Below are 14,691 nucleotides of genomic sequence, written 5' to 3' on the forward strand. Positions count from 1 at the left end.
GCGGCGGCTGGATCGTCAATGACAATTTACAAAAAATTACCATTTCTATCATAGACATTATCTATATAATAGCAAAAAAACAGCCCCTGCCACACGACAGGGACTGCCTTTTATATTAGACTTTAGGAGTTAAACTCTATATCTAATAATATGTAACGATTCACATTCGATTATTTATCTTCTGCGATACGTTTTTTGTTGATGTCTTTCCACATCTCAACGTCTACGCCCTTCCAGCAAAGCTTATCCGGGTTGTAGTACGGGTCTTTCTTTGCTTTCATCTGCTCTTCGTAGTCTTTGTACAGTGCAAATACCTTCGGAGACAGAAGCAGTACAACTAACATGTTGATCCATGTAGATCCACCAAGTGCAAGGTCGGAAAGATTCCAAGCCAGACCGGAATCGATATTGCCCCAGATGAAGATAAGGATAGGCATAACAATCTGCATAATTCTGATAACCACTTTACGGGTAGCTGCTTTATCATCGCCCTGGAACAGGTAAAGAACCGAAGTCTCGCCCTCGTAATAGTAGCTGATTAAGCAGGTAAAGGAGAACAGAGCCAGCATGATAGCAATGAACAGAGGAGCAATACTTCCCATAACGGTGCTGCAGGCATTCTGAACGAAGATAACGCCATATGTTCCATCTGCTGCTAACTGAGCCATCTGATCGTGCATTGCACCGGTACCACCGATGTAACCAAACTGTGTATTGTAGCATCCGCTTAAGAGCATCATCAGACCAGAAGCGGTACATACGATAACGGTATCCAGCCAAACACCAGCTGCGTTTGCCATACCCTGTTTAATCGGGTGGCTGGTCTCTGCTGCTGCTGCGGTCGGCATGGACTCACCCATACCAGATGCAGATGAGAATGTGCCTCGTTTAACACCCTGCTGGATAGCGATACCAACGCCGCCGCCCAGAAGAGCTTCTTTGGAACCAAATGCACAGGATACAACCTGAGCGATAACGCTCGGAATCTGACCTGCGTTTGCGATTAAGATAACGACTGTTGCAATCAGGTAAACGCCTACCATCGGCGGAACCAGCATAGATGCTACAGAACTGATTCGTTTAACACCACCCATAACTACAACTGCCATAGCCAGTGCGATAACCAGAGCCGTAATCCACATCGGAATACCTAAAGCGTTCTTAAATCCATCGCAGATTGTATAGGTAGCTGCTGCCGGCATGAATAATACAACGCCCAGTCCGAAGAATGCTGCATAGAAAGTACCATAAGCTTTCCAGCCAAGACCTCTCTCAGCACAGTAAGCACCACCGCTTCGATACTGACCATCGATACGGTTCTTATAAAGTACGGATAATGTACACTCAGTAAAGCAAACAGCAGAGTTTGTCATACCAGCGATGATCATCCAGAAGAGTGCACCAGGACCGCCCATGTAAAGAGCTACGGCTACACCGGCTACGTTACCGGTACCAACACGCATCGCCATGGTCGTACAGAAAGATGCGAATGAAGAAATACCGGATTCAGACTCCGACTTATCAATGATTCGGCTCCACATATCTTTGAAATGAACAAACTGGAAAAAGCCGAGACGGATTGTAAAGTATAAACCACTACCAACAATCAGAACTAACATTCCAACGCCCCAAATGGGTCCGTTCAACATATTGACGATGTTGTTAATTGCTTCCATATAAAGTTCCCCCTTTATTTGATGTAGTGCCGCGCGCTGGCTAAGCAAGTTTTTCAATTCGCTCAAAAAACTTCTTGCTTTTGAAAAAATTATATCACTAAAGTGAAATTTGTTCAACAAAATTATTTGAATTTATTATGCAGAATTTTCATGATATAGCGTAGAATCATGAATCCATCTGTTTTTTTCATGAAATAAATTGCACTTTTTCGGGCGTCAATTAGTATAAATGCACAAGATATCATGATATTTTGTCTACAACTGCACCATTTTCCGTTAGACTCCCGTTCAGAATTTTGTCCATTTTCTTTCGGAGTTTCATGAATTTTGTTTACCATTTGTTTATTTTTTAACTTTTTGTGTGTTTCATTTAGATGAATTTTTTATGTTGTATTTGAGATCGTAGGCATATTTCTATCTTTTTCTCCCATTTCTTTCACGAATATGATATACTAGGGACACTTGGCAGAGCCATCGGAATGAATGTCCGCCGCACACGCACCCATGTAATCCGCCCGGATATTCCGTATGAATCAGATTCGTATTCTACATAATTCTTACAAATCTTCTCATCCTCCTTTGGTATCTGTCAGCTCTGTACATTTTATGAATCAGACCGAACGCTTATTACGAAAATGGAGGGAGTATTTTTTGGATCTCAAAGATATGCGGCTTTTTTTAGCCATTGCAGAAGAAAATAACCTGACGCGTGCCGCCCAGAAAAACGGTTACACGCAGTCGGCGGCAAGCCATATGCTGCGAAATATTGAAACAGAACTCGGGTTTTCCCTGTTTTCGCGTTCCCAGAGAGGACTTGCCCTGACGCGGAACGGCGAGGCACTGCTTTCCCCGATCCGGCGGACGCTGGCGGCGGCGGAATATTTTGATCAGACAGCTGCCTCCATCCGGGGTGTCCAGACCGGGCACATCCGGATCGGCGCTTACTTAAGCGCTTCCGTCCAATGGCTGCCGCCCGCCCTCAAAAAGTTTCTTACCGATTACCCGGATATGACCGTTGAAGTGCTGGAGGGGTGTTCACAGGAGATTGAAGGATGGCTGGAAAATAGCTCCATCGATTTTGGCATCGTCGGCCCCCACCCGGACGGAAAGATGGACTGGCTTCCCCTGAAAAAAGAACCCTACCTGGCTGTCTGCGCGAACGATTCCCCTTATGCTGAATATGAGCGCTTTGACTTAAAGGATCTCCCCAAGGTTTCTTATATAGAAGAAAAAGGTGAAAATGACCTGCTGCGCCAGTTCCAGCAGCTCGGCATCACACCGCCAAAGCCGTCGTTTACCTCGCAGAACACCTACTCCATGCTGGCGATGGTCAGCCACAACCTGGGCGTCTGCATCCTGCCGGAGCTGGTTGTCCGTGATATTTCTAAAAATGTTGTCCGGCTGCCGCTCAATCCGCCGATGGAGCGCGTGCTCGGTGTCCGGATTCCGTCAGCAAAAAAAGCGTCCCCAGCTGCCAGCCTGCTGATCGCGCAGCTGCAGCGGACGGTGTTTGAGTTAGAAGGGCCACTTTTATAGTCAGATGCTTTTTAGAAACTTAAGATGAAAGTTTTGGGAAAAGAGGAGTCATTCGAATATGAATTTTCAATCAATGGAATATTTTGCCGCGGTTGCGAAAAACCGCAGCTTCACTAGGGCCGCCGATGCGCTGCATATTACCCAGCAGACATTAAGCGCCCATATCGCCGGAATCGAGCGGGAGCTTGGATGTCCGCTCCTAATCCGTCACATCCCGCTGGAGCTTACCTATGCGGGGGAGGTATTTCTGCGCTATGCAACGGAATTTAATACAAAATATGACTGTATGCTTCACGAATTTGGCGATATTTTAAATAACCAGACAGGAAAACTGCGGATCGGCATCGCATTCACGCGCGGACACGCCATCATGCCGGAGCTGATCGCCGCCTTTCAAAAGGAATATCCCGGCGTGGATGTGGAACTCGTCGAATCTTCCAACGATGTGCTGCAAAAATACCTGCTGGACGGCACAATTGATCTGGCGATCGCCAATTTTTCAGTTCGCATTCCCGGCATCATTCTGCGGGATTTCTATGAGGAAGAGATGGTTCTCATCGTCTCCACTGCCCTGCTGCAGAACATTTACGGCAAACAGACCGAAGCCATTATCCAGGAAGTCAGCCGCCATCACCGCTACTCCCTTCTGGCTCCATGTCCGTTTCTCCTAAACCGTGAACATGATCTAGTCGGACGCATCGGGCGGAATATCCTCGCGACAGACAACTTCGTCCCCTCGGTTCATGCCTGCTCTGACAACATCGCTACCCTGCTTGCCCTCTGCGCGATGGGAAAAGGTGCCTGCATCAGCCCAAAAAACCTCGCATTTTCTATTCTCAGCAAGGAACAGCTGGATACACTCCATGTCTTTACGCTCGGGGAAGAAGCGCGGTACCCGATCAAATTTGCGTGGCTGAAACAGAGCTATGAGTGGAATATGATTTCACGGTTTATTGAATCGTCGCTGAAATGCACTCATTAAAAACAGGGGAGACAGCCTCACACACACCGCTGTCTCCCCTGTTTATTCCCCAAATGGTCCCTGTGCGCCCCGGCGCACGCCTCTTATTCATCTACCAATGTAATCTGTACCCGTTTCCCCATCGCCGCTGCGATCTTTACCATAAAATCCAGCGACGGATTGTAGCTGCCGCTCTCGAAGCGGGTGATATTCGGCTGGGAAATCCCCGCCTTTCTGCCAAGCTCCGTCTGTGTCATGCCGTTTAACTTACGATTCTGCTTAAATCCCTCGATCGTCGCCTCCCGCGCCTCCTGCTGCCAGCGCTCCATCCACTGTCTGTATTCCGCATCCGTCTGAAACGTCTCCGGAATCCTGTTTGCGTTTTTCATTGTGCTACCTTCTCCTTTTCGAATCTGCTCTGCCGCGGCGCCACCCTCCCAAAGCCCGCCGCTGCCGTCCTCTATAGAATACCATCTTTCCACCCTATAAATCAAGGTATTTCCCTGTAACGGTTCACCGGCAGTTACTTTAGATCGCCTTTTCCCCTAAAACATACGATTCGCGCGCTCTGCCACTTGAAAGCAATGCCTCTCTTCTGGTATAATAGATGGACTTATGCAAACATCTGCCTGACCGCTTCCAATCGGCGGACTTCTAGATATTTGCGGCAAATCTTATATAATGTTTGAGGAGTTACAATTTCATGGAAAAAAGAGAATCTTTCAACAGTAAGTGGGGCTTCATCCTCGCCTGTATCGGCTCAGCGGTCGGTATGGGAAATCTCTGGATGTTTCCCACCCGCGTCTCCCTGTACGGCGGTGGCTCGTTCCTGATCCCGTACTTTATCTTCGTCGCCCTGATCGGCTCCACGGGTGTCATCGGGGAAATGTGCCTGGGACGCGGCACCCGCTCCGGTCCAATCGACGCGTTCGGCGCTGCCTGCGAGACACGCGGCAGGCGCAAACTGGGTGACGCGCTCGGTTTCATCCCGGCAGCCGGTTCCCTCGCGATGGCGATCGGCTATACCGTCGTCATGGGCTGGATCCTAAAATATGCCATCGGAGCCTTTACCGGTGCCACGCTTGCCCCGGCCGACACAGACGGTTTTGCCTCTGCTTTCGGCTCGATGGCGTCCGCATTTGGAAACAATGGCTGGCAGCTTGCCGCCCTCTTCTTCTGCATTCTGATTCTGATGTTCGGCGTCGGAAGCGGAATCGAGAACGCCAACAAGCTGATGATGCCGGTATTCTTCATCCTGTTTGTCTTTTTAGGCATCTACGTAGCATTCCAGCCGGGTGCGATGCAGGGTTACCGCTACATTTTCCGCATCGATCCTGAGATCCTCGCAGACCCAAAAACATGGATTTTCGCACTGGGGCAGGCATTTTTCTCCCTGTCCGTCGCCGGAAATGGAACCTTAATCTACGGTTCCTACCTCTCCGATGAGGAAAACATCCCGGCATCCGCCGCGCGGGTTGCCCTGTTTGATACGATCGCCGCGATTCTCGCCGCCCTCGTCATCATCCCGGCAATGGCAACCACCGGCGCAAAACTTGATCAGGGTGGTCCGGGACTTCTCTTCATCTACCTCCCGAACCTCATCCGCTCAATGCCGGGCGGTACGTTGATCGCGATTATTTTCTTCGTAGCCGTTCTCTTCGCCGGGATGACCTCCCTGCTCAATCTCTACGAAGCACCGATCGCCACCGTCCAGGAAAAACTCCACCTCGGCCGCGTCCCTGCCTGCGCAGTTATCGGTATCATCGGAGCTGCCGTCTCCCTGTTAATCCAGGGCATCGTCTCCGACTGGATGGACGTTCTCTCCATCTACATCTGCCCTCTCGGTGCCGGACTCGCCGGAATCATGTTCTTCTGGGTATTCGGAAAAGACTATGCAGAAACGCAGGTCAACAAAGGTCGCGAAAAGAAATTTTCAAAATGGTTTGTACCGGTGTGCCGCTATATTTATATTCCGGTATGTGTGCTGGTATTAATATTAGGCATCGCATTGGGCGGTATTGGATGATATGAAAAAGAATGTGCCTTGGCACATTCTCGCGGAGCGTTTTTTATTTCTTAGGACGCAATTTCCTATGAAATAAAAAAATGATTGACAAATCTCATTTCCGCGCTATAATAAGAACTATCATTTAAAACCCACAAAACAAGTAGGAAATATATTTTTATAATCGTTTATGAATTTTAAGGAAAGGAGGAAACCATCATGAGAACATCTTATTCAGTTATGTCTGCTATGTGTTGTTGTATGGAGTGTATGTGCTGCTGTTGCTGTGACACTCTTACTTTTGTTGTGCAGACAGATAACTGGATGATATCTTCATGAGGTTTTTCTCATCTTGCTTTCACTGGAAAGTGATAGATACAATCCAATTTAGGAGGTCTGGACAACCAGACCTCCTTTTTTGTACCCATTTATATTTCAGTATGCAAAATTAAATATTTATATTGCATTTAGATATATCATTCGTATAAAAAACGCGACACATACAGAAGTCATTTTTCAGGAATTATCCCTTAAAAATGTGCTTCCCCAGATAAACAAAGTTAAAGGAGACCAGAAATGATTCGATTTGAACATTTAAGTAAAACATTCCAGACGAAAGACGGTGCATTTGAAGCACTGAAGGATGTGTCCTTCGAAATCGAAAAGGGCGATATCTACGGCGTCATCGGTTATAGCGGTGCCGGAAAATCCAGCCTGATCCGAATGGTAAACGCCCTGGAAAGACCGACTTCCGGAAAGATTTTCGTCGAAGATAAGGACATTGGAAGCCTGAGTGCAAAAGAGCTTCGCAGCCTCCGAAAGGGAATCGGAATGATTTTCCAGCAGTTCAACCTCCTGGAATCCAAGACAATTTACGACAACGTCGCGATTGCCCTGAAACTAAACGGCACCCCCAAAAAAGACATCGAAGCGCGTGTGAATGAGCTGCTGGAGTTCGTCGAACTTTCCGATAAGAAGTCCTACTATCCGGGACAGCTCTCCGGCGGACAGAAACAGCGCGTCGGTATCGCAAGGGCACTTGCAAATAATCCGTCGATTCTTCTCTGCGATGAGGCGACCAGCGCCCTCGACCCGAAAACGACCGATTCCATTCTCGATTTGCTAAAGAAGATTAATGAAACTCTTCATATTACAATTGTGATTATCACACATGAGATGAATGTCATCCAGAAAATCTGTAATAAAGTCGCCGTCATGGATTTCGGTAAAGTCGTAGAAACGGGCTCTGTCATCCAGGTTTTCTCAGACCCGCAGTCCGATATCGCCAAACGGTTTGTCGGCAATCTCATCCACGATGTTATTCCGGAACCGCTCGTCGAGAGCATCCGCCGAGAAACGCGGAACAGCCGCCTGCTCCGCATCAAGCTGGAAAATACAGACAGCACCGAGCCGCTTCTCTGGGATATCAACCGGCGGTTTGAGGTGGAAACCAACATCCTCTACTCCACCATCAACGTTATTCAGGGCATCGTCGTCGGCATCATGCTCGTTCTCTTCATCGGAAGCGACGAGGAAATCAAAAAAGCCGAGCGCTACATTCTCGAATCAAACGAAGAATATAAGGAGGTTGTATTACCATGATTCAGCAGTATTTAGGCATTTCGCCAGACAAACTCATCAAGGCCGGTTGGGAAACCCTGTATATGGTCGGTTTTTCCCTGATTATCGGTTCCATCGTCGGATTTTTCATCGCCATTGTCTTATGGCTGACCCGCAAAGGCGGGCTCAAGGAAAATCCATTGCTTTACACGATTTTAAACGGTTTCATCAACATCATCCGAAGCACACCGTTTATCATCCTTCTGGTATGTGTAATGCCCTTTACGAAAATCATCGTCGGCACCCGGATCGGTACCAGGGCGGCTATCGTGCCATTAGTTATCTATACCGCTCCATTTTTAGCAAGACTTCTTGAGACATCGCTTCTGGAAGTCGGCGGCGGCATCATCGAGGCAGCCCAGTCGATGGGAGCGACCACGTTCCAGATTATCGTTCATTTTGTGCTTCCGGAAGCATTTGCTTCGGTTATCCTGGCTCTGACAACCGGAACCATTGCCCTCATCGGAGCAACTGCGATGGCTGGCTACATCGGAGGCGGCGGCATCGGAAACATCGCCCTGACCTACGGCTATCAGACCTTTAACTTCCCGCTGATGTTTGCGACCGTTTTCATCCTGATTGCATTTGTCTGGATCATCCAGAGTCTGGGAAACCGGCTGTCACAGAAGAGACGGACACATCAGTAAACCAAATCATATCATAAAAGCTATTAAATTATTTTATATACAAAATAACAAAACGAAAAAAGGAGAACCCCATTATGAAAAATGTAAAAGCTTATGTAAGAACCACCCTGACCGCCGGTCTGATCCTCGCAGCTGCTGTTCTGGGAGGCTGCTCAAAGAGTGATGCTGGAAGCTCCGCTGCTGATACTGCCGCTGCTTCTTCCGGCACCGAATCTGCTGCTTCCGCCGATGCTTCCAATTCTAATAAGAAGGAGCTCAAATACGGAAAAGCTGCCGGTCCGTACACTGTCTTATTTGAGGATGCCATCAAACCAATTCTGGAAAAAGAGGGCTATACACTCACCGAGGTTGATTTCTCTGACCTTCTCCAGAATGACCTTGCTTTAAATGACGGCGAGATCGATTTCAATGTAGAGCAGCATACCGCTTATGCTGAAAACTTCAACGAAGCCCAGAAGGGTAACCTGGTCCCGATTTCCCCGATTCCTACCGTTCTGGCTGCCATCTTTTCTGCCACCGAAACCTCTCTGGACGCCATTCATGACGGTGCCAAAGTAGCCGTTCCGGACGATGCCGCCAACACAGCCCGCGCTTATGTACTCTTACAGAAAGCCGGATGGATCACCTTAAACCCGGATGTGGATCTCTCCACTGTCACCCAGGCGGATATCACAGAAAACCCTTACAACATCGAATTTACCGAAATGAACTCCACCAATATTCCAGCTGTTTTAGATGACTTTGATTATGCGGTTATCACCGGAAGTATTGTATACAATGCAGGAATCGATCCATCCACTGCCCTTCTTCAGGAAGACATTCTGCCGCATCTGATTCTGCAGGTCGTTGTAAAAGAGGAAAATAAAGATGCTCAGTGGGCAAAAGATATCGTTGCTGCTTACCACTCCGATGAATTCAAAGAATATTTAGACAAGAATAACAATGGTTTATGGTTTGTTCCGGAGGAACTGTTTAACTAATAGGAAACAGCATCGGAAGGCATCAGCAGGAAACAGGAGGATTTCACATGGCTCTCATTTTAGATAAAACCGAACAGAAAATTGTCGATATCATCGACGCACACCGCAACGAGATCATTGCATTCGCCAAAGATATCTACACCCATGCAGAGCTGGGTTATAAAGAATACAGAACTGCAGAAAAATTTGCTTCTTTCATGAAAAATCTGGGGCTTGAGACAACGGAAGGATTGGCTGTCACCGGTGTCAAAGCCTACTTAAATGAAGAAGAGAAAAAGAATGTAAGTCTGGCCCTCATCGGGGAACTGGATGCGCTCCGCATCCCGGAACATAAATATGCCAATCCGGAGACTCAGGGAGCTCACTGCTGCGGACATCATGCCCAGCTGGCCGGTGTCATCGGTGCAGCCCTGGCTCTGACCAATGAAGATGTTAAAAAAGAGCTGGACGGACAGGTTGTATTCTTCGCCGTACCGGCAGAGGAATATGGTGAGATTGAATTCAAGAACTCCCTGACCGCCCAGGGAAAAATCAAATATGGCGGCGGAAAATGTGAACTCATCCGCATCGGTGCTTTTGATGATATCGACCTGGATATCGTCCACCACACCGGTGACAAGGATATCAGTGTGGGTTCCCACTCCAACAATGGTTTCGTCTCCAAGGTCATTCGTTATAAAGGACTGGCTGCCCACGCAGCCGGTACCCCGCATCTGGGAGTCAATGCATTAAATGCAGCTTCCCTCGGACTTTCTGCCCTGGCTTACCAGCGCGAAACCTTCCGGGATGATGACCATGTCCGAATCCATCCCATTATCACAAAAGGCGGAAATCTCGTCAATGTAGTACCGGATGAGGTGGTAATCGAAACTCTGGTACGTGCCGCCAACAAGGATGCCATCGCCGATGCTGCTGCCAAAACGGACCGTGCCTTCAAGGCAGGTGCCATCGCCGTCGGTGCTTCCTGCGAAATCACCACTATGCCCGGATACCTTCCGGCTCTGAGTGAAAAAGCCGATGAATCAGTCCTGGCAGCCGCTGAGATTGCCGCACAAACCAGTGAAAAAGATTACCAGATCGTCCAGGAAGATACTCACGCCTACAGCGGCGGTTCCACCGATGTAGGGGATGTACAGCATCTGCAGCCGGTCCTTACCTTCAACACCGGCGGCAAGGTAAGCGGCCTCCACTCCGTTGATTTCGATATCGTGGATGAGGAGCTTGCCTATGTGGTCACTGCAAAAATCTTCGCCCTCTCCGCTTACCGCCTGCTTCGGGACGGGGCTGTGAAAGCAAAAGAGATTGTAGCGAATTATCAGCCCATCTTTACCAAAGAGGAGTATATCAAATATATGGATTCCTTTATTAAGACGGAGACGTATCAGTAAGATAACAGAAAAGAAGGACGGGAGGTACTTTTTACAGCACCTTCCGTCCATTTAAAGTCAACTTAAAGGTCGTTCCCAGTATCTCCGCCGACTTCCGGCAAAGCATCATTCTTCCCAGGAAAATCTCAAAATAATCATACATGGAACATATCTTTTCATCTACCTGAAGATTCAGGGCAATAACTGAACGATCCTTTTCAATCTTAAGTTTGGACTCTGTTACCGCATAATTCACACGGTCGTGGATATCAAAAGTGGCTCTCTCTTTTTCACGAACACGGCTTCTTCGTACATCCATCTTATCAGCGATAATCAGAGCTGCGGATATTACATCCTCCGGACTTCCGGTGTGCGGCAGTCTCACCGTAGACACCGGCTCCGTGGGAACAGAAGACCGAGCCGCTTGGGTTTGCCAAATCCGCATCCGGATCATAACCGGCTGCTTCGATGACCTCTTCCTCATTATGGCAGGGTCCATATCCATCCAGGGTACAGACAAGCTGTCCTAAGCCGCTGGTATAAACCGTTACTTCTGTCTGATATCCATCCAAGGATGAAGCCGGTGCACGGCCGGTAAGTATCGCCTGTCCATCCTCCAGAACCGGTCCTTCAAAAACCGCAAACCGGCGTTCCAGATCCGTCATTGCACGTCCTACCATCTTGTCCGGTATCGTCAGATGAAATGCATAAAATGGCTCCAAAAGCATCGAATGTGCCTGCATCAGGCCATGACGGATAGCCCGGTAAACCGACTGACGTAAATCACCGCCATTCAAGGTATTCACAGGCAATTTTACTACCTGTTATGATACCATGAATGGCGGGGATTGTAAAATTTTATCATCGGTTGATGAAATTCAGTACCACCACAAGCAGCAGCATATGAACTGGATAAAATGCATAACAGAGATACTGGAATGGTTTACTGTGGTAACCCTGTCTGCCGTGGTACAGCCAGATGGGGATCAATGCCAGAAGCGCAAGCCCCTGCTGGCACAGTTCAAATTCCATGCCAAAGAGCTGAACCGGATACATCAGACCGCCCAGCAGTTCCACATTCAGCCAGTATAGGGCAGCCAGCTGTCCCAAGAAGCACCACCATTTCCGCCCATGTAGGAAATAGAACACAAATACCGTCAGAACACCAACCCCGTAGTAATCCACCATGCAAAGAGTTCCCAGTACCAGACCTGCCGGCACAACCAAAACGCACACCAGCAGATACATCCAGGTTTTTCCTTTTTTCCGTACCTGTTCCATAAGCCAGACACCTAAAAGACCCAACAGGAATGTCCAGAGGACATTCTGGTGAACCGGATAAAACCAGGTACCGCCGTACATCAAATCAAAGGGAATTTCTGAAAGCACTGCAAACAGCAGCATCCGAAGGATGTACTTTTTAAAGCTTCTGGTGTGGAAGTACCCCTCCACCGCCATAAAAGCGAAGATAGGAAATGCCACTCTTCCGGCACAGGTAAGCCACTCCCTAGCAGGAAGAAGCGTCGCCCAAAGGTGATCCATCAGCATAAGTGTCATGGCGATAATGTGCAGGACAGCTGCAGTAAGTTCAAAGTTTTTTGAAGCAGATGAATCCATTCAGTTCTTGTTCCTTTCCTATTGCATTTCTATCGTATAATTATAGCTGTATGTGTGAACATAAAGCATATTGTCCTGAGGCACCAGAAGATCCGGCTGTTTTTTCAGCTCCAGGCTTGCAATAACCTCGCCGGTGTGAAGGTTGAGCTGATAAAGATAATCCTTTTCCGAGGTAAAACCATACCCGCAGATAATAACATCCTTTTTTACAATAAAATTCATGGTGTTGCAGGTCTGATCCCCACTTCGCCAAAGAAGCTTGTTATTTTCCAGATCATAGGCAAACATAAAGCAGCTATCCGGCTGTGCGTAACCATTTGTCACACTGATGCCATAAAAGATATCATCCAGGAGGCAGGCATTATTGCCGTTGATATACCATTTATCCGTTGGATACTCCAGCACATACAGACAATTTCCGGAAATATTTTCATAAATATACAGCGCATCCCCGGACCAGATATACTGATATTCGTCATCATAGAAATTATTCCATTCCTTTCCGACCATAGGAAGGGATAACTGTTTGCTTTCATACCATTCGTTCGCAAAATCGATTCCATTTTCCTCTTCCGACACAATTTTTAACGTTAACGGTGAAACTGCATCTCCCTTCGGATGAATCTCCCCAACTCCGGATAAGTCAATGGTGATATACTTAGTTTCAGGAGCCGAATTTTCCCCTTCCCCTGCATCCTCATTTTGAATCAATACGGACTCCTCACCGGTCTCCCGGACACTTTCTGCAACACTTGACTCATTTTGCATCGTATAATCCATGTCCTTCTTGCCACAGCCAGCCAGGGTAAGCAAACAAGTCCACACAATCATAAAAGTTAGAAGTTTTTTCATATATATCCATTCCTCTATGCTCAAAAAGATGTTATCACTTTGGATGAACTTTCTTCTGAGCCATTTCTATTTGAACACGTTGAGAAGTTACCTTAACTTATCTCTATATCAAAACATGCCCGGCAGTTTCGCCGCCAGGAATAATCCAGCACCAAATGAGATCAGATTGGCCACAAAGGAATACAGGATATAATATGCATCCTCCTTTTTCTTTTCTGATAGCCTCTTAAGAATTGTGCAATACAACACTGCCTCCAGAGCAAATACAATCAGCTCAAAAAGTACATAGAAAAATGTAAATGCAAGAGGGCCGGAATTATAATTAATCACATTGAGCAGCACATTTAAGATAATTTGCGTAATAATGTTGACAACAGCCAGAATCAACAGCTGTTTTTTCTGTCTGAAACCAAACAGCAGCGCCACCAGCATTTCGATTAAAATAGTAAGGACGATCCTTGCCCCAAGAGCCAGCATCTCCTGCCGGTAATTATACGAACGGTAGGCCTCAATCCGCTCATTGGTACTCAAATCATCATTGTATTCCACCGAACCGATATCCACACCATCCATATCCACTGTATAATACGTATCAAATGCATAACGAGCATAAATTCCACTGGATACAAAGGTTTCCGTTTCCGGATAATACAGAAGAATCTTAAAATCACCCGGCGGATAATAGGTCCATGCAAGCTCTTTGCTTTCACTTACCTTCCAGCTCCGCTGCAGAAAATAGTATCCATCCGGATCCTTGTAATTCACAAAGATCTCCCAGATACCAGGATCCATGTACTCTTTTGGGGCACTCTCCATTCTTCCATCCCAGGCACTTGCCGGACCAGTAGATTTCTCCTTCGACAGCAAAGTTCCATAACAGAGCTCATCCCCCATATGCTCAAACTGAATCCGAACAGAGGCCTTTGGTCCCATATCGGCATTGACTGTCATCGGAAATGCTGAAACTGCCATTATCATACACAAAAGCATTATAAAAACAAGACTGTATTTTCTATTTTTCATACCAAAAGCCTCCCTTCAGATATTTTTATTCTGGTGAAAAATCTCATCGGCATTCTTGCTGCAAAATACTACATCCGATGGGAATTATCTTCCATCTTGTAAACAAACAGGCGGTTCATCCCCTCCGCCATGGGTATTCAAATTCCAGACGATTCCCAATTCATCACATATTCTTTTTCTCCTGTGAATTCGTCCATCTCTTCACTCTGAATAGTAAATCCTTCTCGTTGATAAAAAGACATTGCCCTGACATTCTTCTGGTATACCTTTAACTGTAATCTGTCTTTTTTATCCTTGATGTAATCCAACAATATTTTACCTATGCCACGTGACTGCATTTCATCAGAAACAAAAATACCTTCTATATATTCATCATTTATTCCTATAAAAACTTACTAAATTTCTGA

At 47.0% G+C, this 14,691-nt stretch carries 14 protein-coding genes and 1 pseudogene; 7 read left to right on the forward strand and 8 right to left on the reverse strand.

The features are described from left to right. Window positions 1–170: 170 nt before the first annotated feature. Window positions 171–1,676 carry an alanine/glycine:cation symporter family protein gene (locus DWZ76_RS06710; protein WP_118472232.1) on the reverse strand — a complete coding sequence of 502 codons (1,506 nt, stop codon included), beginning with the start codon at window positions 1,674–1,676 and terminating at the stop codon, window positions 171–173. A gap of 651 nt (window positions 1,677–2,327) precedes the next feature. Between DWZ76_RS06710 and DWZ76_RS06715 the strand changes: the two genes are divergently transcribed. Both DWZ76_RS06715 and DWZ76_RS06720 read left to right on the forward strand, forming a co-directional pair. Next, the gene (locus DWZ76_RS06715) at window positions 2,328–3,212 is read left to right on the forward strand and encodes a LysR family transcriptional regulator (protein WP_181357188.1); all 885 of its coding nucleotides are present in this window, start codon (window positions 2,328–2,330) and stop codon (window positions 3,210–3,212) included. Between the two features lie 58 nt (window positions 3,213–3,270). Further along, on the forward strand, window positions 3,271–4,194 hold the full coding sequence (locus DWZ76_RS06720) for a LysR family transcriptional regulator (protein WP_107000611.1): 924 nt from the start codon (window positions 3,271–3,273) through the stop codon (window positions 4,192–4,194). An 83-nt stretch (window positions 4,195–4,277) separates the two neighbouring features. Here the strand turns inward: DWZ76_RS06720 and DWZ76_RS06725 are convergent, their stop codons facing one another. After that, window positions 4,278–4,562 carry a helix-turn-helix transcriptional regulator gene (locus tag DWZ76_RS06725; RefSeq protein ID WP_022360005.1) on the reverse strand — a complete coding sequence of 95 codons (285 nt, stop codon included), beginning with the start codon at window positions 4,560–4,562 and terminating at the stop codon, window positions 4,278–4,280. A gap of 314 nt (window positions 4,563–4,876) precedes the next feature. Between DWZ76_RS06725 and DWZ76_RS06730 the strand changes: the two genes are divergently transcribed. The 5 genes from DWZ76_RS06730 (at window position 4,877) to DWZ76_RS06750 (ending at window position 10,813) form a co-directional block, all read left to right on the forward strand. Further along, complete coding sequence (locus DWZ76_RS06730; RefSeq protein WP_022360004.1) at window positions 4,877–6,199, forward strand: sodium-dependent transporter; 1,323 nt, start codon at window positions 4,877–4,879, stop codon at window positions 6,197–6,199. A 555-nt stretch (window positions 6,200–6,754) separates the two neighbouring features. Further along, window positions 6,755–7,780 (forward strand): ATP-binding cassette domain-containing protein, encoded by a 1,026-nt coding sequence (locus tag DWZ76_RS06735; RefSeq protein WP_118472233.1) that lies wholly within the window; start codon window positions 6,755–6,757, stop codon window positions 7,778–7,780. Continuing rightward, window positions 7,777–8,445: a methionine ABC transporter permease gene (locus DWZ76_RS06740; protein ID WP_022360002.1), complete on the forward strand. Its 669-nt coding sequence runs from the start codon at window positions 7,777–7,779 to the stop codon at window positions 8,443–8,445. The genes DWZ76_RS06735 and DWZ76_RS06740 overlap by 4 nt, the downstream gene beginning before the upstream one ends. Window positions 8,446–8,519: 74 nt before the next feature. Next, window positions 8,520–9,425: a MetQ/NlpA family ABC transporter substrate-binding protein gene (locus DWZ76_RS06745; RefSeq protein WP_118472234.1), complete on the forward strand. Its 906-nt coding sequence runs from the start codon at window positions 8,520–8,522 to the stop codon at window positions 9,423–9,425. Window positions 9,426–9,472: 47 nt separating this feature from the next. Next, entirely contained in the window at window positions 9,473–10,813 is a 1,341-nt protein-coding gene (locus DWZ76_RS06750; RefSeq protein ID WP_118472235.1) for an amidohydrolase, read from the forward strand. A gap of 31 nt (window positions 10,814–10,844) precedes the next feature. On the opposite strand, the gene DWZ76_RS06755 is transcribed toward DWZ76_RS06750, so the two are convergent. The 6 genes and pseudogenes from DWZ76_RS06755 to DWZ76_RS06780 form a co-directional block, all read right to left on the reverse strand. Next, entirely contained in the window at window positions 10,845–11,177 is a 333-nt protein-coding gene (locus DWZ76_RS06755; protein WP_347560917.1) for a hypothetical protein, read from the reverse strand. After that, window positions 11,116–11,598 carry a hypothetical protein gene (locus tag DWZ76_RS06760; RefSeq protein WP_333549071.1) on the reverse strand — a complete coding sequence of 161 codons (483 nt, stop codon included), beginning with the start codon at window positions 11,596–11,598 and terminating at the stop codon, window positions 11,116–11,118. The genes DWZ76_RS06755 and DWZ76_RS06760 overlap by 62 nt, the downstream gene beginning before the upstream one ends. A 55-nt stretch (window positions 11,599–11,653) precedes the next feature. Further along, complete coding sequence (locus tag DWZ76_RS06765) at window positions 11,654–12,409, reverse strand: TraX family protein (protein WP_118472236.1); 756 nt, start codon at window positions 12,407–12,409, stop codon at window positions 11,654–11,656. 18 nt (window positions 12,410–12,427) lie between these two features. Then, complete coding sequence (locus DWZ76_RS06770) at window positions 12,428–13,261, reverse strand: hypothetical protein (RefSeq protein WP_118472237.1); 834 nt, start codon at window positions 13,259–13,261, stop codon at window positions 12,428–12,430. A gap of 108 nt (window positions 13,262–13,369) precedes the next feature. Further along, the gene (locus DWZ76_RS06775) at window positions 13,370–14,284 is read right to left on the reverse strand and encodes a hypothetical protein (RefSeq protein ID WP_243017786.1); all 915 of its coding nucleotides are present in this window, start codon (window positions 14,282–14,284) and stop codon (window positions 13,370–13,372) included. A 137-nt stretch (window positions 14,285–14,421) separates the two neighbouring features. After that, window positions 14,422–14,673, reverse strand: a pseudogene (locus DWZ76_RS06780) (GNAT family N-acetyltransferase); the annotation flags it as partial. Between the last annotated feature and the right edge of the window lie 18 nt (window positions 14,674–14,691).

It is taken from the genome of Clostridium sp. AF35-15 (genome assembly GCF_003477745.1).
GTDB lineage: Bacteria > Bacillota > Clostridia > Lachnospirales > Lachnospiraceae > Otoolea > Otoolea fessa.